Annotated in this window: 30 protein-coding genes; 20 read left to right on the top strand and 10 right to left on the bottom strand. The window is 39.4% G+C overall.

All coding sequences use genetic code 11. The features are described from left to right. Positions 1-49 precede the first annotated feature (49 nt). The 6 genes from H5119_RS13760 to H5119_RS13785 all read right to left on the bottom strand — a co-directional run bounded on the left by H5119_RS13760 (position 50) and on the right by H5119_RS13785 (position 2,902). A complete protein-coding gene (locus H5119_RS13760; RefSeq protein WP_182702645.1) occupies positions 50-652 on the bottom strand; it encodes a hypothetical protein in 603 nt (200 codons plus the stop codon). A gap of 2 nt (positions 653-654) precedes the next feature. Further along, positions 655-969, bottom strand: coding sequence for a hypothetical protein (locus H5119_RS13765; RefSeq protein ID WP_182702646.1), 315 nt, complete (start codon positions 967-969; stop codon positions 655-657). A gap of 150 nt (positions 970-1,119) precedes the next feature. Then, positions 1,120-1,647 carry a hypothetical protein gene (locus H5119_RS13770; protein WP_182702647.1) on the bottom strand — a complete coding sequence of 176 codons (528 nt, stop codon included), beginning with the start codon at positions 1,645-1,647 and terminating at the stop codon, positions 1,120-1,122. A 9-nt stretch (positions 1,648-1,656) separates the two neighbouring features. Continuing rightward, positions 1,657-1,971 (bottom strand): hypothetical protein, encoded by a 315-nt coding sequence (locus H5119_RS13775; RefSeq protein ID WP_182702648.1) that lies wholly within the window; start codon positions 1,969-1,971, stop codon positions 1,657-1,659. A 23-nt stretch (positions 1,972-1,994) separates the two neighbouring features. Further along, complete coding sequence (locus H5119_RS13780; RefSeq protein ID WP_182702649.1) at positions 1,995-2,183, bottom strand: hypothetical protein; 189 nt, start codon at positions 2,181-2,183, stop codon at positions 1,995-1,997. 26 nt (positions 2,184-2,209) lie between these two features. After that, positions 2,210-2,902: a S24 family peptidase gene (locus tag H5119_RS13785; RefSeq protein ID WP_182702650.1), complete on the bottom strand. Its 693-nt coding sequence runs from the start codon at positions 2,900-2,902 to the stop codon at positions 2,210-2,212. Between the two features lie 129 nt (positions 2,903-3,031). On the opposite strand from H5119_RS13785, the gene H5119_RS13790 reads away from it, so the two are divergent. The 15 genes from H5119_RS13790 to H5119_RS13860 all read left to right on the top strand — a co-directional run bounded on the left by H5119_RS13790 (position 3,032) and on the right by H5119_RS13860 (position 13,459). Continuing rightward, positions 3,032-3,304: a helix-turn-helix transcriptional regulator gene (locus H5119_RS13790; protein WP_135476753.1), complete on the top strand. Its 273-nt coding sequence runs from the start codon at positions 3,032-3,034 to the stop codon at positions 3,302-3,304. Between the two features lie 71 nt (positions 3,305-3,375). Continuing rightward, positions 3,376-3,762, top strand: coding sequence for a hypothetical protein (locus H5119_RS13795; RefSeq protein ID WP_182702651.1), 387 nt, complete (start codon positions 3,376-3,378; stop codon positions 3,760-3,762). Beyond that, positions 3,755-4,255 carry a hypothetical protein gene (locus tag H5119_RS13800; protein ID WP_149613282.1) on the top strand — a complete coding sequence of 167 codons (501 nt, stop codon included), beginning with the start codon at positions 3,755-3,757 and terminating at the stop codon, positions 4,253-4,255. The genes H5119_RS13795 and H5119_RS13800 overlap by 8 nt, the downstream gene beginning before the upstream one ends. A gap of 15 nt (positions 4,256-4,270) precedes the next feature. Beyond that, complete coding sequence (locus H5119_RS13805; RefSeq protein ID WP_182702652.1) at positions 4,271-4,513, top strand: hypothetical protein; 243 nt, start codon at positions 4,271-4,273, stop codon at positions 4,511-4,513. After that, positions 4,510-4,818 (top strand): hypothetical protein, encoded by a 309-nt coding sequence (locus H5119_RS13810; RefSeq protein ID WP_182702653.1) that lies wholly within the window; start codon positions 4,510-4,512, stop codon positions 4,816-4,818. Before H5119_RS13805 ends, H5119_RS13810 begins: the two co-directional genes overlap by 4 nt. A 6-nt stretch (positions 4,819-4,824) precedes the next feature. Beyond that, positions 4,825-5,754 carry a hypothetical protein gene (locus H5119_RS13815; RefSeq protein WP_182702654.1) on the top strand — a complete coding sequence of 310 codons (930 nt, stop codon included), beginning with the start codon at positions 4,825-4,827 and terminating at the stop codon, positions 5,752-5,754. Further along, positions 5,751-7,553: a hypothetical protein gene (locus H5119_RS13820; protein ID WP_259399627.1), complete on the top strand. Its 1,803-nt coding sequence runs from the start codon at positions 5,751-5,753 to the stop codon at positions 7,551-7,553. Before H5119_RS13815 ends, H5119_RS13820 begins: the two co-directional genes overlap by 4 nt. Positions 7,554-7,556: 3 nt before the next feature. Continuing rightward, positions 7,557-8,705 carry an AAA family ATPase gene (locus H5119_RS20700; RefSeq protein ID WP_182702655.1) on the top strand — a complete coding sequence of 383 codons (1,149 nt, stop codon included), beginning with the start codon at positions 7,557-7,559 and terminating at the stop codon, positions 8,703-8,705. Between the two features lie 2 nt (positions 8,706-8,707). Next, positions 8,708-9,052, top strand: a complete 345-nt coding sequence (locus H5119_RS13830; protein WP_182702656.1) for a hypothetical protein — start codon at positions 8,708-8,710, stop codon at positions 9,050-9,052. Then, positions 9,045-9,725 carry a DUF2786 domain-containing protein gene (locus tag H5119_RS13835; protein ID WP_182702657.1) on the top strand — a complete coding sequence of 227 codons (681 nt, stop codon included), beginning with the start codon at positions 9,045-9,047 and terminating at the stop codon, positions 9,723-9,725. Before H5119_RS13830 ends, H5119_RS13835 begins: the two co-directional genes overlap by 8 nt. 2 nt (positions 9,726-9,727) lie before the next feature. Then, positions 9,728-10,345, top strand: coding sequence for a DUF3164 family protein (locus H5119_RS13840; protein WP_138555779.1), 618 nt, complete (start codon positions 9,728-9,730; stop codon positions 10,343-10,345). An 8-nt stretch (positions 10,346-10,353) separates the two neighbouring features. After that, positions 10,354-10,839, top strand: a complete 486-nt coding sequence (locus tag H5119_RS13845) for a gp16 family protein (RefSeq protein ID WP_182702658.1) — start codon at positions 10,354-10,356, stop codon at positions 10,837-10,839. Then, entirely contained in the window at positions 10,832-11,194 is a 363-nt protein-coding gene (locus H5119_RS13850; protein ID WP_182702659.1) for a Mor transcription activator family protein, read from the top strand. Before H5119_RS13845 ends, H5119_RS13850 begins: the two co-directional genes overlap by 8 nt. A gap of 498 nt (positions 11,195-11,692) precedes the next feature. Then, entirely contained in the window at positions 11,693-12,328 is a 636-nt protein-coding gene (locus H5119_RS13855; RefSeq protein ID WP_182702660.1) for an isoprenylcysteine carboxylmethyltransferase family protein, read from the top strand. 333 nt (positions 12,329-12,661) lie between these two features. Next, on the top strand, positions 12,662-13,459 hold the full coding sequence (locus tag H5119_RS13860) for a response regulator (RefSeq protein WP_077535524.1): 798 nt from the start codon (positions 12,662-12,664) through the stop codon (positions 13,457-13,459). A 491-nt stretch (positions 13,460-13,950) separates the two neighbouring features. On the opposite strand, the gene H5119_RS20515 is transcribed toward H5119_RS13860, so the two are convergent. Then, a complete protein-coding gene (locus H5119_RS20515) occupies positions 13,951-14,115 on the bottom strand; it encodes a hypothetical protein (protein WP_259399039.1) in 165 nt (54 codons plus the stop codon). A gap of 188 nt (positions 14,116-14,303) precedes the next feature. Here H5119_RS20515 and H5119_RS20520 point away from each other — a divergent pair, with 188 nt between their 5' ends. Then, positions 14,304-14,570, top strand: a complete 267-nt coding sequence (locus H5119_RS20520; protein WP_259399040.1) for a LysR family transcriptional regulator — start codon at positions 14,304-14,306, stop codon at positions 14,568-14,570. A 146-nt stretch (positions 14,571-14,716) separates the two neighbouring features. Then, positions 14,717-15,187, top strand: a complete 471-nt coding sequence (locus H5119_RS20525) for a hypothetical protein (protein ID WP_259399041.1) — start codon at positions 14,717-14,719, stop codon at positions 15,185-15,187. Between the two features lie 6 nt (positions 15,188-15,193). On the opposite strand, the gene H5119_RS13875 is transcribed toward H5119_RS20525, so the two are convergent. Together H5119_RS13875 and H5119_RS13880 are read right to left on the bottom strand one after the other, a co-directional pair. Continuing rightward, on the bottom strand, positions 15,194-16,240 hold the full coding sequence (locus H5119_RS13875) for an ArsO family NAD(P)H-dependent flavin-containing monooxygenase (RefSeq protein ID WP_182702661.1): 1,047 nt from the start codon (positions 16,238-16,240) through the stop codon (positions 15,194-15,196). A gap of 150 nt (positions 16,241-16,390) precedes the next feature. After that, on the bottom strand, positions 16,391-17,710 hold the full coding sequence (locus H5119_RS13880) for a M20/M25/M40 family metallo-hydrolase (protein WP_182702662.1): 1,320 nt from the start codon (positions 17,708-17,710) through the stop codon (positions 16,391-16,393). Between the two features lie 407 nt (positions 17,711-18,117). Here H5119_RS13880 and H5119_RS13885 point away from each other — a divergent pair, with 407 nt between their 5' ends. Next, a complete protein-coding gene (locus H5119_RS13885; protein ID WP_182702663.1) occupies positions 18,118-18,807 on the top strand; it encodes a hypothetical protein in 690 nt (229 codons plus the stop codon). A 124-nt stretch (positions 18,808-18,931) separates the two neighbouring features. Here H5119_RS13885 and H5119_RS13890 read toward each other — a convergent pair whose 3' ends face one another. Next, complete coding sequence (locus tag H5119_RS13890; protein ID WP_182702664.1) at positions 18,932-19,612, bottom strand: SDR family oxidoreductase; 681 nt, start codon at positions 19,610-19,612, stop codon at positions 18,932-18,934. A 391-nt stretch (positions 19,613-20,003) separates the two neighbouring features. Between H5119_RS13890 and H5119_RS13895 the strand changes: the two genes are divergently transcribed. Continuing rightward, positions 20,004-20,357, top strand: a complete 354-nt coding sequence (locus H5119_RS13895; RefSeq protein WP_182702665.1) for a hypothetical protein — start codon at positions 20,004-20,006, stop codon at positions 20,355-20,357. A gap of 228 nt (positions 20,358-20,585) precedes the next feature. Further along, positions 20,586-20,954 (top strand): PH domain-containing protein, encoded by a 369-nt coding sequence (locus H5119_RS13900; RefSeq protein WP_077535528.1) that lies wholly within the window; start codon positions 20,586-20,588, stop codon positions 20,952-20,954. Positions 20,955-21,406: the final 452 nt, after the last annotated feature.

Below are 21,406 nucleotides of genomic sequence, written 5' to 3' on the forward strand. Positions count from 1 at the left end.
ATCCCGTTAAGGTTTGCGCCAGAGTGCCAAGTTTTAGGAGGAGTGAATTTTAAACTGGATTAAAAATTAGCTCGATTAACCTTACAGTTATATTTGGTATATTTTTTATAGCAAACAATTCTTTTCCGAAGGAATAATTGCTTATTAATAATTCCAGTTCATGCTCAAAGTCGATTTCACCGTGGAATAGAAATTTTATACCTTCCGTCTTCAAAATAAAAATATCAAAAAAGGCGTTTTTATCTGAGTCATGCTCAGTATTTTTTATTGCATGATACATAGCAATGTCAGGATCTAGTGTTGTAGAGATAAATTTATCACTACCGCTACCACCACGAAATAAAACTTGTCCAATAGACAAAAGCTGACCATGCTGATTTATCTCATTTTGTATTTTTATTACTTGATTGCTAGTTAAGCTTTCGTAGTTTTTTAGATAGTACCTTATACATGGGAGTTCAAGGTTTGTAGCGTTTTGAAATAAATTTTTGTAATCTTGATTTGTAGTAATTGAATCAATTAAGTCTACATTCTTTTTTATTCTTCCTTGAGATAGGTAACGGGCTTCCCATATTTCTTGTACAAACTTATTCGCGGTATTCTTATTTAAAAATTGACCATGGAATACATGGTCAAATGTGTAAGTCTGCATACTTATAGTTCTAGTTTAGCATATTCAATATTAGCTTTTTTAAGGTAGTTTTGGGCATATTCACAATTTATTATGAAATCTTCCGGTGTCAAATCGTTTGTTTTATTACAATATCCAATACAATTTTTCAAAGCTCGTACAGTATATTGTTTGTTGAATACATGGTCAGCATATTCTTGGTCAAACTTTGTCAATACTTCTTCATATCCACTTTCAAGTTTTTCTTTTAATCCGTTGGCCATTGCTATGGTTAATGCAGGTTCATGATCCCCTTCAATTAATTTACTAATCATGTGTTCACCAAAAAATTGAGTCATATAAATCTCCTTTGTGTAACTTCCGAATGTTTATGTTCTTTTTATGCAAATAAATTAGTTAAAAAATATGTAATCAGAACCTTAGCTCAATGCTATTAAACAACTACCTCAATAACATCAAAAGTAGATGGGTGAGTATAGGTTGATATTTCAAGCTTCACGAATAAAATTAGCTGTAAGTTTTTTGAAAAAGCTCATTTTTTTATTATTTTCAAGGTTATGAACATTGTTGACATCATACCTACATAGCTCTAAAAGCGTGTACATAATAGGAGGCTCTTTTAATTCAATCGCTTTCAGTTTAGACATAAAACTTGCGTACTCTTCTTTGGTTAGAGTATCGCTATGGATGAACATTTCACTTTCCAGTCTTATATATTCTTGTCTTAATTCGTTATGTAATTCGGAATTTTTTCTAGTTTCAATAACTAAATCTAAAGCTTGAAGCACAGCTACAATTCCGGCAAAAATAGCGCCAATTTTGGCATCGTTAGCTAAAGTAGCTACTGCTGACGTTGAGAATGCGAGTGAAAGAGCAGCGGTTATTCTATGCCATTTACCAAAGAATTGTTGCCTCATCATATGGTAGCGAATGCCCAATCCTATATTATAGGTAACATTCCAATGTCGATCTAAACCGCTATCATCATCTGGTGCTAAATCTGGTGCATTATCCATAATTAGTCCTTACTTTTTTGGACGTGGTGGGGTGGCGAAATTGGTTGTAATAATCGTTTCCTTTTTCTTGCTACCTTCACAGCTTGAATAATAGTCATCACTGCATGCATCATAGTCTTCACTGCATGCATAATAGTTTTCACTCAATGCATCATAGTCTTCAGAGCTTGCATTATAGTCTTCGGGGCTTGCATTTTCATCCGAGTCTATAGTAAAAATACACTTGTCTGATAAAGGTTTCTTATTATTTTCTACGTAAGTCTCGTCTGGGGATACTTTAACGATAACAGGTGATTTTTCTTTTTTATCTTTATTTTTAGACATCAGTATACATCCTTGTTCTCTGTTTATTTTGTGGGTTTATTTCCACCTGGGCGTGGCGGTGTGCTGAAATGTTGCGTGATTGAAAATGATTCCAATCCATCAGATTTATTACCTGGCGGAACAGGTTTTTGTATAGAGTTATCCTGTTGCTTGCCACGATTAGGTTGTTGGTTACCAGTGTTTTTTCCGTTTGTGTTTTTATTATCACTCATGATTGTTCTCTAATTATTAAAAAATATTATAAATCTTTCCCCATCCACACAACTCGGCCAACTATGTGTAGTTGATCTAAGCTTTCTTGTGGTACGAGTTGAGCCTCGTAAGCTGGGTTGTCTGACAGTATTTTAATACCGCCTGTAAATTGCCTCTGTAGTCGTTTTACCAATAGGTGACTGTCTAAGTCTATTACATAAATGCCATCTACAAAGTTATCTAACGGTGATGTATCAACCACTAGCGACTCGCCGCTAATAATGGTTGGGTGCATGCTGTCACCCTTGGCCGTTATAACCACCAAATGGCTCTTATTTAAATTGCGTTTAGATAACCATTGGCAATCAAACACCATGCTCTTATCAGTATATTCTTCACTAATAACAATAGCGCCGTGGCCAGCGGACGCTTCTACATCAACAACCGGCACATAAAATAGATTAGCAGGCAGAAAATCAGCGTTAGGCGTCTTCACTAGTTGCTTCTTTTTTGAGACTTGATATTCAAAGGTTTCATTATTTAAACCTTTTGAGTATTCACCTGTTACTACAAAGTGTATATCAAATCCGATCTTTCCAAGCTCTGCTAATTTGTCTGATGGGATTGGAGAACCAGACTCCCAGCGGTAGTAAGTAACCTTACTTACACCCACAGACTCAAAGACATCTTTTTGTTTTAGGTTAAGCCTTTCTCTTTCTTGTAATAAAAAAGGTTTCATATATTTATCTTTTTATATTGACAGGGTGCAAATGTGAACCCTATACTCAACTCGAATCTTAACTAAACCCTTTTATGCTCCGTTCGCCAAAACTACATAAAAGGATTAATTACAAAAAGGTAATGTACTATGAAAGCACAAGAAATAAAACAAGCTATTAAGCTCAAAGGTTACAGCTTGTCTATGCTTGCTGATGCTTTGGGCGTAAATCTTGCCACTGTATCGGGTGTGGTTTGTGGCCACACTCAATCTCGCCGCGTTGCTGATGCCATTTCTAAACTCATTGATAAACCCGTAAAAGAAATTTTCCCTGATGTTGAATCGTACTCTCGCCCCAAGCTTTTAAAGGGGGCACTGCGCCAGCAAGGCGTTGAAGAGCTTAAACAGTTATTAGCCTCTTGAGTGGTAATTATTGCTGGGCTTAATAGCCAGCGCATAACTAATTCAGTAACGGATAAAACGGGAGTATGACAATGAACACGATGTTTATTTTCATGACAACGCCACACAATCAAAGCCAGCACCGGGCACTTACAAGCAGCCAAGGTTTGCACCGTGGCAATGCGCTTAGCGCGAGTTTTATTACACAAGCTAAGCAGCAGCTTACGCAATTGATAGGCGGTTACACGCGCTCTGGGCTTAACGATGGGCAAGCTGTTAATACCAAGCCAGCAAAGCACGTTGCTAAATTGGCTTTGGTTAAAGTAAGTAATTTGAGTATTCATAATTTAAGCCTTAGTGATTTGGTTGCTAAGAGCTTAGTGAAATTAACCTATGTATTGGAAGTTCCAAAAAGTGTTTATTTTTGGAATGCATTGTTGGCACTTTTGACCTTGCCAAAAGGATCATTACATGACTAAGCCAAAGCGTCGTCAGTGGGGGCGAATAGTTGCTCGTAGCCTGCCTGAAGCATTACAGCTATGTAAAGAGCACGCACAAGCTACTCGGCAAATGAGCGTCCCGCGTATAGCGGATAGAACCGGTATTAGTACCGACATGCTCTATAAGCATTTAGGTAGTGGAGATATGCCAGCCAGTTTACTTATTCCTTACATGGCTGCCACTGGCCGTGAATACCCGCTGATGTACATGGCCCATAGCCTAGACAAGTTAATTGTTGATATGCCTAAAGGTAAAAAGCCAAGCAATAGCAACCTGACGCACTTAAATTTATTTGCTAACCAAGTTATTGGCATGGTGATGCAATTAGAAGAAGGCGCAGGCAACGCACAGTATGTTGCCGAGCAAATTGTATTGCTAATGCAGCAACTAGCCTACCAAAAGCTCGAAGCTGAAAAGCTTGACGAACCGCAAACTTGTTTTGATCTTACTGCCGATCACGATACCCATTAATTAAGGATGACAATCATGCAACTCAAAGACCTAGATCACTCTGATTTTCAACAAAACGATGAAAAGTTACCCAAAATAGCGTGTGCATGCTGCCGTAAAAGTGAGCAATCATCTAAATCTATGGCCCCTAGTGAGTGGCTATATGCGGCTAATTTTGTTGGCTGGCGCAAGGTAGTTACTGATGGCACAACGTTGTCGCCAGTTTGCCCGCACTGTGTTGATGAAATGGACGCTGTTGCAGAGGCGCAAACAGCATGAGCGAAAAGTATTTAAGCGCTCAGGTGCAGCGCGTTTTAAAAACAATTGAGCTTATGGCAGGCCATGAAATTGATGGTGTAGAGCCTGGCAAATTAGCCCAAGCATTAAATACTAGCGGTGCTGATGTTACCCGTATTCTAACTAATTTAGAACATGGCGGATTTGCTGAGCGCTTACCCAGCAATGCTAAACGTTGGCGCTTACATAAAAGCTTAGTGCAGATCAGCAATACCGTTGAGAACAACTTTAGAACGGCGCTGCGCCAGCTGCAAACCGAAGCCAATAACTATAACGTGTTGAGGTAGAACACCATGGCAAAAAATGAATTAGTTGATATAACCCCTGCACAAGAAAAAGCGATTGTGCAAGGCAAAGACATTTTAGCATCTAAGCAAGATGTGCTGTTAAAGCTTGGCCAAGCACAAGCATTTAACTTTGCTGCAAAATTACTGACGGTCAGTGAATTAAAGATCCTTAATGAAATAAAGGAATCTAAAGCATACAAGGGTTTAACGTACACCGACTCTGATGGAAAGTTACTGACGGTCAGTAATTGGGGGGAGTGCTGCAAATCGATTTTAGGTAGTAGCCAACAGCATGTAGATGAAAAATTGAATAACCTTCACCGATTTGGAGAAGAATTTTTTGAACAAGCCCAGCAAATGAAACTGGGCTACCGTGATTTGCGTGCTTTGCGTCAACTTTCAAATGATGAACAGGCGCTTGTTATTGAGTCTGAAGCGGTTGAAGTGGGCGACAAAGAAGCGGTTAAAGATTTAATTGAAGAGCTAAAAGCCAAGCATAAAAAAGAAACTGTCACTCTTAAAGAAGAGCTGCACGCCAGTGATGCAATGCTAAGAGCAAACCGCGAATTGTCGAGTAAAAACGCGGTAGAAATGCAAAACATTAAAGAGCAACTACACCAGAAAAAGTTTAGCCCTAATAAATGGCAAAACGAGGTTCGCGACTTTTTTACCAGCCTACACAAAGTGCATAACCAAATGCATGAATCATTAAATCAAGTTATGAGCCTGCACGAGCAATTGCAATTTGTTGATATGGATGACCGTGCAAAAGATGCCTGTATTGCTGCGTTTTACGCTGACAACAAGTTGCTTGTTGAACAGGTGGCTTTGAGCTGGAACACCATAGAAAACCATTGGGGACATTTTCAGGCGAGCGCTAAACCATCGGGCGAGTTTTTAGCTGAACTGGGTTTTGATAACGCGGGGGATCTATGAACACAGCAACTATGAGTAGCTTAACCATTGAATACTGGGGCGAGCAATTACAAAGCGCAGGCCACGGTAAAAAAAGCCAAATACGCGAGCAAGCATGTAATGCATTAGGTTTAAGTAAAGATGCGTTTTACCGAGCACTTAAAAAAGCGGGGTTTAGTTCAGGTAAACAACGCCGTAGTGATGCAGGAACAACTGCACTTACAGACGACACTGTGAATATGTTGGTGGCTATTTTAAACCAAGGTGTACGTGAAAATGGTAAGCGCGTTATGAACGTAACCACTGCACGTAGCATGCTAATTGCCAATGGTTATGAATGTTTAAGCCACAGCCAGATATGCCGCGTACTTGCCCAGCGTAATGCGTCAGTAAATGATTTAGACCGCGCTACGCCGCATGTGCAATTACGTAGTCTTGGGCCTAATCATGTTCATCAAACTGACCCTAGTTATTGCTTGTTGTATTACCCACCGGGTAAGCCAGGTAAACGTCAAACTTTTATGAATGATGCGGACTTTTACGCCAATAAACCTGACAACCTTGAGAAGGTTAAAAACTTTAGGGTTTGGCGCTATGTATTGGTTGATCACTATAGCGGCGCTATACGCTTATTTTACTTTGAAGCGGCGGGCGAAACCCAAGCGAATATGTTTGAATTTTTAATGTGGTGCTGGCAACAGCACGACAGCAGCCCAATTCATGGTGTACCACAAGTGTTGATGTGGGATAAAGGCAGCGCGAATGGTGCCAAAGCAATTAAGAATGTTTTAAAAGCGCTGAACGTTAAAAATATTCCTCATGAAGCTGGCAACCCGCGTGCAAAAGGTGCTGTTGAAAAAGCCAATGACATTGTAGAAACCCAGTTTGAAAGCCGTATTTTGTTTGAGCCTGTAGACAGTGTGGCTGAGTTAAATGCCGCTGCATGGGCATGGCAAGAAGCATTTAACGCCAATGTTGTGCCAGGCATGAATTGCCGCCATCACCGCCATAAACAGCCACGCCTTGATGTATGGAAACATATTTATAAAGCAGAGAACCGCCAATTTTTACGCGCGTTACCTGATTTACAAATATGCCGTTTATTACTCACTAAACAAGATGAAACCCGCAAGGTTGCGGGAGATTTAACGATTAGTTACCGCCACCCTGTAGCGAAGAAAAGCATTGAATATGATTTAAGCGATTTAGCAAATATTCGCAACGGCATGAAAGTAACGGTTGGCCCTGTAATTGTGAATGATTGCCATGCCATTTTAGTGGGTGTGAGCAATGAATTTAACGAGGCTATTTATCATCAAGTAGAACCTGTGAACACTGATGAAAGTGGCTTTAGGTTGGATGCCCCTGTGATTGGCGAAAAGATAGCACGCCATAGTGATACCGCAGCTCAAGCCAGTGGTAAAGCCGCAGACAAATTAGCGTTTGGTGAAGATGCCACCGAGAGTGAAATTAAGCGTGCTAAGAAAACTAAAGCCGCTCCTTTTAATGGTGCTTTAAACGCACACAGTCATTTAAAAGATATTAAACATGAAACCCACCTAGCGCCTCAAGGAGAAGTGATCACGCCTGATTCTGCGATCACGGCGCAAGTAACTGATGCCGCTAAACGTAAGGGGAATGTTTTAGAAAGTTTGGATTTACGTATTTTGCTGGCTAATCGTCTGGGCCGGAACTTACGGCCTATGGAGTTAGATTACATAGCGGGTTTAGGTGATGTTGTTGACACTCAAGTGAATGACATTGTGGAGGAACTGCACCGGGGTGTAAGCCATGCGCCAGTGCTAAAAATTGCGAGGTAATAAGTGGCGAAAATAACAAAGCTTAGCCAGGTGTTTGAGCAGCTCGGAGTTAAGCAAGCACAAGTAGTAAAAGCGCTGAGACATAAAGGCATAACCTTTAGTACAGCAAGTTTAAGCCGTGTTAAGCGGCAAGGCGAATGGCCTAAAACCTGTGATAAGGCGGCTATTCAAACACACATAGAGGTGTATTTACACCACCAGGGCGCAAGCTCAAAGCAGCTAAATAAGTTGTGGGGTTGGTGTGAGCAGCAAGCGCCCATTATTGATAAACCTGACTATGAAGACCCGGAGCCTGAAATGTTAAGTATGCATGCAAAACGCTTTTTTAAATTACGCCATGACCCATTTGAAAATGAGATCACCTGTGAAGACGATGTGTTTTTAGTTGATAACCATCGTTTGATTTTAGAAGAAATGCTAAGCGCTGCGAGTGCAGGAAGTATGACGGCGCTTATTGGTGAATGTGGCAGTGGTAAAACCATTATTCGCCGTGCTTTTACGCATCGCGTTCAACAAGAAAACCCCGAGGTTATTTTAATACAACCTGCACGTTTAGATCGTCGTAAGATCACAGCGGAGTCTATTAGTAGCGCAATTTGTAGAGCATTACAGATTAAGCACCGCCCAAGTGCTGAGGAACGTGATGCAGCGGTTGAAGAGGCACTCATTGAAAGTGCTAATAACGGCCATTTGCACCTAATGATTATTGATGAAGCGCATGATTTAAGCGCTGATGTAATCAAACTACTAAAGCGTATTTGGGAGCTAACCCATGGCTTTAGGCGTGTGATGGGCATTGTATTAATTGGCCAAACGGAGCTTAGCAAAAAGTTAGGCGGGCAAAATGTGCGTGAGTTTACCTGGCGCTGTAACCAAATAAAAATGCAGCCGCTTGGTTTGCATGTTCCTGCTTATATTCGCCATAAATTTAAACGTATTGGTGTGAACGCGGATGACATTTTTACAGAGGATGCAATGGGCGCTATTCGCGGTAAGTGCTACGGAAAAATTAAGCACGGGATGGCGTTTGATGATGAAGATATGGATCGGTCTTTTCCGCTTCATATTAATACATGGGTTAATAAAGTGATGAATGTGGCGGCCAATATTGGTGAGCAGAAAATCACAGAAAAAATGGTTCATAAGGTGTGAGCATGGAACAAGTACAAATTCAATTAACGGGTATGGCTCAGGTCAAAGTGAGTAAGACTTTAACGGTTTCTAAGGCACAGGCCCAAGTGATATTAGCTGATGATGGCGCTATGCAAACTTTATTAGCTAAGGCAGTTAATGCGCCAGTTAAAAACTGGGATCACATATTTGGTCAACGTGAAGTGGTGGCAATTAATCAAGCTAGCGGCATGCAGTGTTTAAAGGTTGGCTGTGGTTGGGTTGGTGAAACCTTCAATATGGCTTTAGGTGTTGGCGAAAGGCTATGCCCTAAGTGCAAGGGCAATAGTTTTCATCAAGTGCAAGCGGTGGTTGAACGCCATGGATAAGCGCATTTTAAATAAAATTAAGCAGTGTTTAGCTTTGGCCAAAAGCGCAACCAATGAACATGAGGCGGCCGCAGCAATGCGGGCGGCTCAGGGGTTAATGCGTAAATATCAGGTGACTGATGCTGATATTGGGTTGAGCTGTGTGAGTGAGCATGATCACCCAATAGAGGGAACGCGCATTGTTAGTTATCACGCTTTATTACTTGTGCTAATTGAACATGCGTTTGGTGTTAAGGCTGTTATGAAGCGTGGTTTGTTCACGCCAACTAGTGCCACCTTTATTGGAATAACGCCACAGCCTGAGCTAGCGGCCTATTGCTATGAGGTGCTTTGGGTAAAGTTAAAGCTTGATAGAAGTACTTATGTTAAATCGCAGCCAAAGCAATGTAAACGCGCAACGAAAGTGGCACGAGGCGATAGATATGCAGAAGGCTGGGTAAACGGGGTTTATCACGTTGTTGAAGAATTTGCTTTGACTGAAAAACAAAACGGATTTGTTGCTGCCTACATTGCGAAACATTACCCCAGTTTAACCATTACTAAGCCAATGACGCGCGGAAAAAAGGCAAATACCAAAGACGCTAAAAGTGAGGGTTATGCACGCGGTACGAGCCAATCAATTCATCGCCCAGTAAACGGGCAATCACAACAAAAACGTTTAAGTAGAGGTTGATTATGGAACAAGAATTTTTAGTAAATGCGCGTGGCTTTAAAGTGCCAATGGATAAGGTTTCAGATAACGATAAAGCTCAGCATACGCTTGTGGGTGATTTGTTGCAGGAGGCTAAGCAGTTAAGCGCGGCGCATGATGATTTTAAGCGCCGTTGTTTTACACGCGTTAATGACTTTGTTGCCGAAATGGCTAAGAGTTATAACGTTGAAATAGGCGGTAAGAAAGGCAACGTGACTTTATCGTCTTATGATAATCGTAAGTGTGTAAAGCTTGGCGTTGCTGATGATATGAGCTTTGGGCCTGAGATCATTGTAGCTAAAGAGTTGATTGATGGTGTGGTGAATGAGCAGCTTGATTTGCTGGGCGATGAAGCAAAGCTTTTAAAGGCGATAGTTCAAGATACCTTTGCGACTGATAGCGATGGTAAATATAGCAAAGCTAAGATCATGAACTTGCGCAGTAAGCACCGTTTTAGCCATGATTCAGATGAATGGGCTGATGCAATGAAAGCATTGGATGATGCCATTATTTTTAGCTCAACAAAAACCTATGTACGTTTTTATGAGCGCAATGATTTGGGCGCATGGGTGCAAATTCCTTTAGTTAGTAAGTCACTTTAGGGGGCGCAATGCGATTATCTAAATCTCGTTACATTCAATTGATACATATTGCTAAAACTCAGCTGACTTGGGATGACGAGTTATACCGCTCAATCTTAATGACGCTGACGAGCAAAAGCAGCTGTAAAGAAATGACTGTTCCAGAATTAGATCGCGTACTTGAACACATGAAATCTAAAGGTTTTAAGCCTGTATCTAAAAAGCGAGGTAAGGGCCGTAATAGCCCTATCGCGCGCGATAGAGCACCAGGCGAAAAAACACCGTTAGATAAACTGCGTCAGACGTGGATTGAAATGGCGCATGGTGGTTATTTACGTGATGGCTCAGAGCAGGCACTTTTAACCTGGAGCAAAAACCAAGCTAAGCGCTTTAACCGTGGCGTAGCTGTTGAACGTTTAGAGTGGCTTGATGATAGTGTGCTTATACTATTAATAGAGCAGCTTAAAAAATGGTATCAGCGCTTGGTTAAACAAAAGGAGTTAGCTAATGGCTGAGAACAGCGCAACTCAACGAGCAGACGGCATGCTTTTAACTATATTAGAGTTAGTATCTGAAGGCACAAAACCCTCAATTGGGGAGCAAGCGGCTTTTGATTTAGCTGTTAATGTGGTGGATAATATTAGGCACACTTTTGGTGGTGAACTGGTATATGTATGTAAAGGCCGAACGCTTGATTCTATTATTTTAAGCAACCAAATTTGGAATGACTTTAGAGGTAACAATCATCATGAGTTATCTAAAAAGTATGATTGCTCAATTCAATGGATATATGAAGTTGTGCGAACAATGGTAAAACTCAAACGCGCTGAAGTTCAAGGCGACTTGTTTGACGATCAAAACGACACTTAATTTTCTTCAACAAAAAAGCGGCGCAAATTTTTAGGCCGCTTTTATCACTTTCACTATTTGAAATACCTTTTAATATACTGTCTCGGTTATTCCCGTATAATTTCAAATATTCCCACACTTATCGCGCAAACACTGTTTAGTTATTGTAGGTTGGATCAGTAGAGAGCCCGAATCTAACGATTCGGGCTTTTTTACGTCTGCAGAAAAGTAAGGTTTGAATGATATACACTCGCACTGAAACAACCCGAAGGCGAGCCACAGTCAATGATAGCGCATCATTTGCACTGTGCCTTTCGCCGCCCAACTTAAAATTTAAAAAAAACCGCTACAGCAATGTGACGGGGTTTTTACTATCCTCCGCTGCGGGCGCCGCTTGATAAACTTCATAGATCATCATATTTATGTTCATCTCGCTTACTTTACTTGTTAATTAACGGTATGAATACTAAGATGAATTTATTATCTTAGTATTGCAATTAAGGCACTGGGCTGTTCTGAATGAATTATCAACTTTTTATAGATGACTCCGCATCACTCATTGAATTCACACGTATTTATCTTGCTATTTTTTATACATTTGTAGCTGCTTTTTATACATACAGAATTATTTATAAAAACCGAACTACACCTTCTGGTGTCATTTTTCCAGGTAAACAATTTTGCTCTAGTTGGTGGAACCATATGGCGTTTAAGTTTTTTAGAGCTGCCATTTGGTTTGTGTGTGTTGTTAGGGTATTTATTCCAGAGTTGGATGATTATTTACTATTATTTACCCCTCTAAATGGTTGGCCTGGCGTTATGTTTGGTAATGTATTACTAAGCGCAGGTTTCGCATTAAGTATGTTTGTACATTTTGATATGGCATCACTATGGCGCTCAGGAATTGATCCAAATGGACCAAAAGAGCTTAAGACGACTGGGCTTTATGAGTATTCTCGAAATCCAATGTACTTAGGTGTTGCAGCTGCACAAATTGGCTTTTTTTTAGCGCTCCCTTGCTTATTTTGTTTAGTTTGTTTGCTAGTAGGGTTAACCGCATTGTATAGGCAAATAATGGTCGAAGAAGCACATTTAGAAAAATCGTTTACAGAGTCATATCAAAAGTATAAGCAGCTTGTTCCTCGCTGGTTATAGACACCCATTTTATTAAAATAAGATTGTTTTAGGGGCTAAATGATGAAATTTTGCCTTGTTGTCACACAGGTTTTTTACCTCATCATAGACCAGTTTATTAAGGAATTGGTATGGCTAATTTGATGTACTTTATTAACAATTAGTCTGTGTTTTATACGCTACTTTATATTATAAAATAGTACAAATGAACGCTTGAGGCGTACTTAAGGCTCTAGATATTAGTTTATTACAATGATGTAAAATTTTTCTCCTTTAATAATACAGAGTTGTTCTATAATATTAGTGAATAAAAGCAACCGCTTTATAAAATACAATAACACTGAAGAGATATAAATGAGTGATTTAACCGCAATAGCCAATTTATCAATATTATTAGTAGAGCCTTCAGATGTGCAGCAAAAGCTTATAATAAAATCACTAACTCAATGTGGTGTAAAACAAGTTGAAACAGCGGCTACACAACTTCAAGCTTTAACAATGCTTGAAAAGTACCAACCTGATTTAGTTATTAGCAGTATGTATTTTGCTGATGGCACTGCAGACACGTTATTACAGAAAATTAGATCTACCCCACGTACAGAACACCAAGCATTTATGTTGGTGTCGAGCGAGCGTAATAAAAAGTATCTTGAACAATTAAGACAATCGGGTGTACTCGCTATTTTACCTAAGCCATTTAGCGCCGAGGCTATTACACGCGCGCTAAAAGCCACTTTAGATATTATTACCGAAGAAGAGGTAGAGCTTGAGCACTTTGATATAACTTTATTGCGAGTACTGGTTGTTGACGACAGCCGTTTTGCACGTAAGCATATTATTCGTGTACTTGCTGGCATGGGGATCCCTGCACCAGTAGAAGCTGAAGATGGTAAACAAGCGATAGAGCAATTAAATTCACAATCATTTGACTTAATTGTTACCGATTATAATATGCCAGAAATGGATGGCAAAGAGCTGACCGAAACCGTAAGAGGTTCTAACACCTATTCGCACATTCCTATTTTAATGGTGAGCTCAGAAGCAAACGATACCCACCTAGCGAATATAGCGCAGGCAGGCGTTGATGCTATTTGCGATAAACCTTTCGAGCCTGCAACAGTGAGAGAGCTACTATTTAAAATAATGTCTTAGTCGAATAAAAACGGCGAACAAATAAAAAATTAAACAGCGGTGGTAACACATATTGCTACCGCTTTTTTTAACTTATTGGCTAGGCACGTTATACAACTGAAACGCTACTAAACCAAATAACAGAGGCAACACAAGCGTCAATGGCAAAGTGCATAGGCTCTGGTTAGAGTGCGCCAATACTGCCAAGCAGTAATACGGTATCTAAATAAACATGTGGATTTAGTAAACTTATTGCAAAGGCCGCAAGGGCAGTTTGCCACTAGCTCACTTTTATTACCTGAGTTACTTTTAACCCCGATGTGCCTTTAATTGCAGTGCGCGCAGAGCCAAATGCTAAGTGAAGTAATACCAATTCTAATAAATAGCTGATCTATTTTACTTGCTAAAACAACCCATTTCTTTGTTGTAAATTTCGCAAAGGGAACAGCCAGTTACATCAATTTATGCCTAGAACTGAATTATTTTTTCGGCGTAAAATTTAGATCACATACTTAATGGAATTGGTATGACATAGCTATACCGCCCCATGTTAACCACGGTAATAACCCCAGCAGCCATAGCTTTAACTCACTAGCTGCAAATACCCCTACAATAATTAAAGTGGCATCACAAATTATACAAACTGCGGCTAAAACAAAACGGTTAGCGCCCGCCATACATTTGCTTAAAATCCAAATGTTTTTGCGCCCCAATGGCAATAATTAAACTCAGCCCTAACATCACACCCGACAAAAGCGACATACTTTAAATCCAAATAAATAAAACCTGTTATTCAATGCCTGCAGGGTAGGGAGTATTCTGTTACAAATCCAATGAATATATTTATTGTTATATGCGTAAACTCATGATTGATTATCAGTTACTCAATGCGCTAAGCGCCGTGATAGGTGAAGGCGGATTTGAAGAGGCGTCTAAAAAGTTATTTATTACGCAATCGGCGGTTAGCCGACGTATTCATCAGCTGGAAGCTAAACTAGGTGAACCCGTACTAATAAGAACCCAGCCACCGTCGCCAACAGCACTAGGCAAGCGCTTACTTAATCATTTACAGCAAGTATTACAGTTAGAAGTAGCCCTTAATGTGGGGCGCTTAACGAGCATACTGATTTAAATACACCACTTAGTGTAAGGCTTGCTGCTAATGCGGATTCGCTTGCAACCTGGCTGCCCGAAGCACTCGCCGTGTTTGATACCTAGCTAACCTGCAAGTTCAGGTTTGAAGTAATTTGCGAGGATCAATCAGTCGCTCATAAAAGAATGAAAGACGGCGAAGTAATGGTGTGTATTAGCTCATCCCCCGAGCCTGTAAATGGCGGGCTTGTTAGCCCACTTGGCGCTATACGCTATAAAGCCATTGCCAGCTCTGAATTTATAAAGCGGCATAAAATCAATGACCTTTTGCTGTTAGCTCATTTACTGAGCGACCTTGATAAATTACAGCATCAATTTTTAAACGACCTTAACGGCTCAACCCCACTATTCATCCATATTTACCCTTCGTCAGAGGGATTTAAACAAACCATGACCGCAGGCTTAGGCTATGGGTTATTACCTACACTACAGCTCGGAGATTCGTTAATAAAAGAAGAGTTGGTTGATTTATTTCCACAGTATTACATAGATACGCCTTTGTACTGGCACTATTGGCAAACCGAAAGCCCGCAGTTAAAAATATTGCGTAAATTTGCGCTGCAAGTAGCGGGCAAACGGTTAGAGCCTATTAACTAATAAAAGTTAAATAGCACCTTGTAGATACTGGTGTACTTGAGTCGCTGTTTGTTTAGCATATTTTTGTACACCAAGAATGGTGGCTGATGCAAAACCAGTCCATTCGCCATAGCCTACCAGCCATAAACTGGCATAATCGACGCTGTGGGTTTGCTTCGTTAGAGCAGACAAATCAGTACTTAAATTTAAGCCTGCTAAATGTGCCAAGTTCGCTTTAAACCCTGTACACCAAATTACTGCATCAATAGGTATAGTTTTATTGGCTGTTTTAATCGTATTTTTGCCAAAGCTGACTATGTTTTCTTCTCTGGTTAATACGTCTCTTTCACGAGCCTCTTTAACAGCATCAACCATTACGATTTTAGAAAAATCATCACTTGGTTCAACGGTTTTACCTTGTAACGATGCCTGATACTGTTTGGTAGAAAGTTCAAAAAGGTAGCGCCCATCTAGCTCATCATCTAAAAACTCTAACGGGCGGTTAGTAAACCAGTGAGTATTAGCCACCTTAGACACCTCGGCTAAAATTTGTGAGCCAGAGTTACCACTGCCCACTACAGCTACATTTAAGCTCGCAAATGCTGAGTTATTAGCGTATTCGCTCGAATGTACCTGCATACCTTTAAAGTCATTAATGCCTTCAAAATTAGGTATAAAGGGGCCTGAAAAATTACCGGTTGCAGAAATAAGCACTTTTGTAGTGAATTCACCCATATTGGTTTTTACAATAAATAGGTTATCGTGTTGTTCAACATTTAATACTGTAACGGGACGTTTAATATTAAAATTATAACGCTGCTCGTACTGGCCAAAGTAATTAATAACATCGGTTTTAGTTGGGTATTCTTCGCTGGTACTTGGCATGGTATAACCCGAAAGCGAGCTATATTGGCGTGGAGAAAATAGCTTTAAGCTATCCCATGCATTTAGCCATGCGCCCCCATAACTTTGATTAGCATCAAGAATAAGCGGTGTGATCCCTTGCCTTTGCAAGTAGTAAGCAGTAGAAAGCCCAGCTTGGCCAGCGCCTATAATAATTACTTGTTCAGTCATACATTACCTCTATGCTCACGCAGTTAAATACATTAAAGCTAATATGTTTTACACTACATTTTTAGAAATGTAGTGTAAAGAGAGGTTTTGCTGTTGTAAAGATTAAAACTAAATGTGCAATGGAGTTTATTGCATTGCACAGGTAAAGCGTTACGGCTTACTGCCTGATAAACGGTATATAAGTAATGCGGTTTTTTTGATGTTTTTATCAAGGCTGGTTAAATCGGCTGTTTCGTTTTTGGTATGCGCGCCGCTGCCCATTAAACCTAAACCATCTAGTGCCATATCAACATGGTTTGCGGCAAACGAAATATCAGCTGCACCTGCATTGCGTGGATTGGCGGCTATTACTTTGTTGAAACCTAAATCGTGGCTTGCGTCGCTGTATAATTCTAATAGCTTTTTATTGCCATCAGTTAATGCCATTGGCGGGTAACCGTCTTCAAAAATAAGCTCTGCTTTACTGCCATTTAAACTGTTGCTAGCAATAAGTTGCATTGATCTTTTTGCGTTTTCTAATTGTTTTGGTGAAAGTGCGCGTAAATCACCTGCTACATGCACGGTTTGTGCTATTACATTACTTTTACCAAACGCCGTAGCTGAGGAATTAGAACTGTTGTAGTCGGCATTAGTACCGCCCACAATAAGCCCAGGATTAAACGTTAAATTAGGTTGCGTGGCAAGTTGCTCTCTAAAATCATTTAAAATGCGTGATGCCTCGTAAATAGCGCCATAACCAACGCTTTCGCTAAATATTTGCGACGAATGCGCTGCATTGGCCGTTACGTTTAGCGTCCAGCCGGTATAACCACGGCGCGCCGCCATAGCGGTTTTTATATTGTTATCGCCATTTTCATAGCCAAGCGCTACGTCAGCCCAAATTGCGGCATCAACAATAGCTTGTTTAGATAAGCTAAGCGGGCGACCGCTGCTTTCTTCATCGCCAGTCAGTAACACTTTTATGCTTACATTTTCGAGTAAGTTAAGGGCTTGCAAGCTTTTAAGTGCGGTAATTATTATAGTGTTGCCACCTTTCATATCAGCAACGCCTGGGCCACTGGCTGTTTCGGCATCAAGCAGTTTGTAGGTAGTAAAATCATCGTGTTTAGCAAATACTGTATCTAGATGGCCGATCATCAGTATTTTTATTGCATCGGGGTTTTTACTCTCAAAGGTAGCTAATACATGCCCTGCGCGGTTAAACGCACTGCCATCCAGCCATTCTACTTTAAAACCAATGGCCTTAAGTTGCTCGCTTGTCAGCGCGCCTATTTTTTTTACACCTTCAATATTAAGCGAACCGCTATTAATATTTACGGCTTGCTCTATTTCTTTAAGTGCTTGGGAAATGTTTTTATCGACCTGTTTTATTATTTCACGCTCGTTTTTATCAAGCGCAGCATGGCTTGTAAGCGGTAGGGTACTAGCAAGGGTTAAAATAAGTGCATGGCTAAATTTTAAAAATGACATAACAGCATAATAAGTGAGAAATAAGAATATTTAATATGAAGTAAAAATACAGAGTATTCAATAGGCGTGGTTTGTGATTTGTATAAATAATAATGAGTTACAAGGTTAAGGGTTATAGGGGGATGCGTAATTGATTAAAATACTGATATTCAAATATGATTTGTTAATTAATAATCAACAAGTATAACTAAACAGCGATTTGTCTGACATTGTTGATCTCCACCATTTTGGGGTTTTGCTGCATTTAGGAAAGGAAAGTCGAAGCTAACTATCTGTTTACAGATATATATTATATGGTTAGGATAAAATTAGTATAAAAGAGCGGCATTTGTTTATTTGCAAAACGGCAAATATCGTAGACATAAACTTTTATGTGCCGAATCAAACTATGGAGTAAATTTAATTTTATGGAAGCACCAACACTTTTTACAAATATTAGAGATTGGTTAGAAATATTTTATTTTATTAGTGGGGTTATCATTATGCCCCTAGCTGGATTTGGCTTGTGGCAATTAAAGTTAGCTAAAGATCAAATTACGTTGGCCAAAAATCAATTGGAAACGAGTAAAAATATATTTAAAACCCAATCAAAAAGAGCAGCCGTAGAGGCTGCTGTTCTTGAATGTCGTAATTTTTCAGAAACTGTAATTAAAGAATCAATGGCTCTTGATAAATTTTGTAAACAAGAACAGATATCGTATTTTGATGACGTCATTTTTACAAACACAGAAGATGGGTTTACCCTTGATTGTAAAAATGTTGATGAAGAGGATGCGAATAAACTACAAGCTGTTGATGAAACTATTACAAGGTTTATGAACGGGATGGAGGCTCATTCATTATACTTTCTAAGTGGAATTGCTGATGAAAAAATTGCTTTTCATACTAACGCTAAAGCTTTTATTGAACTCGCCGAAACGGCATTTAAAGTAATTCCTCTCTGCAATATCGACGATGATGATATTCAACCTGTAAAAACATTATATTTCATGTGGTATAAAAAGGTTGAAGCTAAAAAGCTTAAGATAAAAAAGGAAGAGATAGAAAAAGAATTATCTGATTATAAGGAAGTTAATCTTAGGTCAATTGGTACATAACAAGAGGCTTTTCAACGTCGAATATTTTCCCTTTATTCTATCCAGCCGGTATTTAAAATTAACAACCGTCAGGTTTAACGCCATGGGCATTAAACCTGACAGCCCAAAATAGACCAAGCTACATTTAATTAGTTGGCATTAAATAGATTTCTCGTACGCTGTTGCGCTGGTTTGCTTCAATAGCAAACAGTACGGCGTCGGCTACATCTTGTGGGTCGAGTTTATCGGGTTTAGCTTCATCAAAAAATGGGGTGTTTACCATGCCTGGGGCGATGGTAGTGCATCGGCCGTTCCACTCACTCATTTCCTCAGCTAAGTTTTGTCCAAAGCCATAAGCAAACCATTTAGTTGCACCATAAATAGAGCCACCAATTGGCTTACGGCCAGCGGCAGAGCTGGTTAATATAAAGTGACCTTTATTTTGGTGTAAATGCGGCAGTGTTAATTTAGCAGTCCACAGTAGGGCTTTAATGTTTATATCAATCATAGTTGACCACTCATCGGGGTCACCTTTTTCGGTGCCTGCGGTTGAAACGCCCATACCTGCGTTAGCAAAGGCTACGTCTAATCGGCCAAACTTTTCAATGCCTTTGGTAACTACGTTTTCAAGCGCAGTAAAGTCGGTTGCATCTGCGACTACGCCCAGTGCATTATTTGAGCCTAGCGACTCTACTAACTCAGTTAGCTTATCTTCGCGTCTAGCGGTAAGTATTACTTTATGACCATTATTAACAAGTGTTTTTGCGGTTGCTTCACCAATGCCACTTGAAGCGCCGGTTATGAGTATTATTTTTTCTTTTGCCATAGATAACCTCTTTAATGAACGTTAAAAACTTGAACCAAGAATACCAATAAACGATTAACCTACATTGAATGTACGCTGTAAATTAGCGATAAGTAGCTGTGTTTTGTACTTCAATAGACATGGTTTTTAGCCGTTATTAAAATTGAAATAATTAGAGGGCCCCCTAGATTACTACTAAAACTGTCAATCAAACAAAATGATAAGCTTAACTTATAATTAATAAATCACGAGAAGAGCGATGCATCAATAAGGGGAAGTCTTCGCCCGCTCAAATAAGTCACTCAAACATCTGTAATCTCTTGCAAAACGACAATTAAAATAACACCGAATCCTCTTTTAATATTCCATGTAAAATTGAAGTAACCGATTGAACCAAAATAGGAACTCGGCTATGGTTGAGACATCAATAAATATAAAACGAGCTAATCTACAGGCTCGTCAGTGGCCGATTATGGATGTTTTAAGTAATAGAACTAAAAAGATTATTGGTCTTCTTTTTAAATCTGATCAAACAAAAATTGTTGAAAAAAACCTTTTGGATGACTGCTCAAGAAGCATCTCTGGTTGCAATGATTGGGAAGCTGAATTATTAGAGCGGATTTGGATATCCGTTTTAAAAATAAGTTCAGGAGACATGAAGAAATTCGAATCTGCTGTTAAGCTAGCTAATACTGATTATAGGGATTTATTCATGGCAGCAGGGTTTGGGTATGATTCAGAGGCTCATAAAAAGTGGAAGATTTAATGCCTAAAGCGACTAACAAGCGCATGTTGCATAAGCTACTAGCGTGGCTTGGACGTTTTTTTACGATCGTGTCTCGATACAAAGCCTCCGCATATTCTTTTAATATTTCATGTGAAATTGAAGTAACTGATTGAACCAAAATAGTAACTCGGCTATGGTTTGTTTATCAATAAAGATAACTTTAAAACGAGTTAATCTACAGGCTCGTTAGATATATAAGGATGTTCAATGATAGATTTTGATAATAAAGGTTTTTTTAAGCTTAAACAGGATTCTGATTACGCAGATAAAGTAAAAGATTTACTTTTAGACGATGAGCAAATAATTGATTCATACAAGTCAATGCGTGATGGAGTGGTTTTTACAGATAAAAGAATCATCGCTGTAAATGTGCAAGGTATTACCGGAAGCAAAAAAGATTTTACATCTTTACCCTATAAAAATATTGTAGCCTATTCGGTTGAAACCTCGGGTACTTTTGACCTTGATTCTGAATTAGAGATATATTTTTCAGCTGTTGGTAAAGTTAAGTTTGAGTTTACTGGCAAGTCTTCAATGTTGGAAATTTCAAAAACAATATCTAATCATTTATTGTAGACAACTTATTGCTAACTGCCCCTCTGGGGTGGGCAGTAAGTATTAAAGCTCACCTTCCACCGCAAACTTCATCAACAATGAATCCAGCCATTTTTAATGCTTTTAGATAGATAGATATTTATTATAAAGCGTATGCGTTTTTCAGCATTTAAATAGGATCGGTATCCACTTGAATGCCAACAAGCGTGTCACTTGGCTTACATCAAGGCAAGATTGAATCTTTACTTTCTACGGATATAGGTAAGGAGTGTGAGCAGGACGCAGATGCTTTGTGGGTTTTTACTTATTCTGACAAGGGTGTAGGTCATTAGAGTAACGAGTGGGCATTAATACCAATCTGCATAAATCTTTGATCAATTTAACGAATTAAATTGCACTATAACGTCGTTAAAAATTTTTTATTTAGAACAACTAGATACAAAAATTTTTGCCTAGTTCTAGCGTAATTTTCT

Source organism: Pseudoalteromonas sp. SG45-5 (assembly GCF_014164085.1).
Classification (GTDB): Bacteria; Pseudomonadota; Gammaproteobacteria; order Enterobacterales; family Alteromonadaceae; genus Pseudoalteromonas; species Pseudoalteromonas aliena.

Bases quoted from the DNA above. Each gene is read 5' to 3' on its own strand.
- H5119_RS13805 (WP_182702652.1), top strand. From the start codon at position 4,271: ATGCAACTCAAAGACCTAGATCACTCTGATTTTCAACAAAACGATGAA.
- H5119_RS13900 (WP_077535528.1), top strand. From the start codon at position 20,586: ATGATAGATTTTGATAATAAAGGTTTTTTTAAGCTTAAACAGGATTCT.
- H5119_RS13880 (WP_182702662.1), bottom strand. From the start codon at position 17,710: ATGTCATTTTTAAAATTTAGCCATGCACTTATTTTAACCCTTGCTAGT.
- H5119_RS13845 (WP_182702658.1), top strand. From the start codon at position 10,354: ATGCGATTATCTAAATCTCGTTACATTCAATTGATACATATTGCTAAA.
- H5119_RS13795 (WP_182702651.1), top strand. From the start codon at position 3,376: ATGAACACGATGTTTATTTTCATGACAACGCCACACAATCAAAGCCAG.
- H5119_RS13760 (WP_182702645.1), bottom strand. From the start codon at position 652: ATGCAGACTTACACATTTGACCATGTATTCCATGGTCAATTTTTAAAT.
- H5119_RS13785 (WP_182702650.1), bottom strand. From the start codon at position 2,902: ATGAAACCTTTTTTATTACAAGAAAGAGAAAGGCTTAACCTAAAACAA.
- H5119_RS13815 (WP_182702654.1), top strand. From the start codon at position 4,825: ATGGCAAAAAATGAATTAGTTGATATAACCCCTGCACAAGAAAAAGCG.
- H5119_RS20525 (WP_259399041.1), top strand. From the start codon at position 14,717: ATGAAAGACGGCGAAGTAATGGTGTGTATTAGCTCATCCCCCGAGCCT.
- H5119_RS13835 (WP_182702657.1), top strand. From the start codon at position 9,045: ATGGATAAGCGCATTTTAAATAAAATTAAGCAGTGTTTAGCTTTGGCC.
- H5119_RS13840 (WP_138555779.1), top strand. From the start codon at position 9,728: ATGGAACAAGAATTTTTAGTAAATGCGCGTGGCTTTAAAGTGCCAATG.
- H5119_RS13770 (WP_182702647.1), bottom strand. From the start codon at position 1,647: ATGGATAATGCACCAGATTTAGCACCAGATGATGATAGCGGTTTAGAT.
- H5119_RS13790 (WP_135476753.1), top strand. From the start codon at position 3,032: ATGAAAGCACAAGAAATAAAACAAGCTATTAAGCTCAAAGGTTACAGC.
- H5119_RS13855 (WP_182702660.1), top strand. From the start codon at position 11,693: ATGAATTATCAACTTTTTATAGATGACTCCGCATCACTCATTGAATTC.
- H5119_RS13780 (WP_182702649.1), bottom strand. From the start codon at position 2,183: ATGAGTGATAATAAAAACACAAACGGAAAAAACACTGGTAACCAACAA.
- H5119_RS13875 (WP_182702661.1), bottom strand. From the start codon at position 16,240: ATGACTGAACAAGTAATTATTATAGGCGCTGGCCAAGCTGGGCTTTCT.
- H5119_RS20520 (WP_259399040.1), top strand. From the start codon at position 14,304: ATGATTGATTATCAGTTACTCAATGCGCTAAGCGCCGTGATAGGTGAA.
- H5119_RS13765 (WP_182702646.1), bottom strand. From the start codon at position 969: ATGACTCAATTTTTTGGTGAACACATGATTAGTAAATTAATTGAAGGG.
- H5119_RS13890 (WP_182702664.1), bottom strand. From the start codon at position 19,612: ATGGCAAAAGAAAAAATAATACTCATAACCGGCGCTTCAAGTGGCATT.
- H5119_RS13820 (WP_259399627.1), top strand. From the start codon at position 5,751: ATGAACACAGCAACTATGAGTAGCTTAACCATTGAATACTGGGGCGAG.
- H5119_RS13830 (WP_182702656.1), top strand. From the start codon at position 8,708: ATGGAACAAGTACAAATTCAATTAACGGGTATGGCTCAGGTCAAAGTG.
- H5119_RS13860 (WP_077535524.1), top strand. From the start codon at position 12,662: ATGAGTGATTTAACCGCAATAGCCAATTTATCAATATTATTAGTAGAG.
- H5119_RS20515 (WP_259399039.1), bottom strand. From the start codon at position 14,115: ATGGCGGGCGCTAACCGTTTTGTTTTAGCCGCAGTTTGTATAATTTGT.
- H5119_RS13775 (WP_182702648.1), bottom strand. From the start codon at position 1,971: ATGTCTAAAAATAAAGATAAAAAAGAAAAATCACCTGTTATCGTTAAA.
- H5119_RS13810 (WP_182702653.1), top strand. From the start codon at position 4,510: ATGAGCGAAAAGTATTTAAGCGCTCAGGTGCAGCGCGTTTTAAAAACA.
- H5119_RS13895 (WP_182702665.1), top strand. From the start codon at position 20,004: ATGGTTGAGACATCAATAAATATAAAACGAGCTAATCTACAGGCTCGT.
- H5119_RS13800 (WP_149613282.1), top strand. From the start codon at position 3,755: ATGACTAAGCCAAAGCGTCGTCAGTGGGGGCGAATAGTTGCTCGTAGC.
- H5119_RS13850 (WP_182702659.1), top strand. From the start codon at position 10,832: ATGGCTGAGAACAGCGCAACTCAACGAGCAGACGGCATGCTTTTAACT.
- H5119_RS13885 (WP_182702663.1), top strand. From the start codon at position 18,118: ATGGAAGCACCAACACTTTTTACAAATATTAGAGATTGGTTAGAAATA.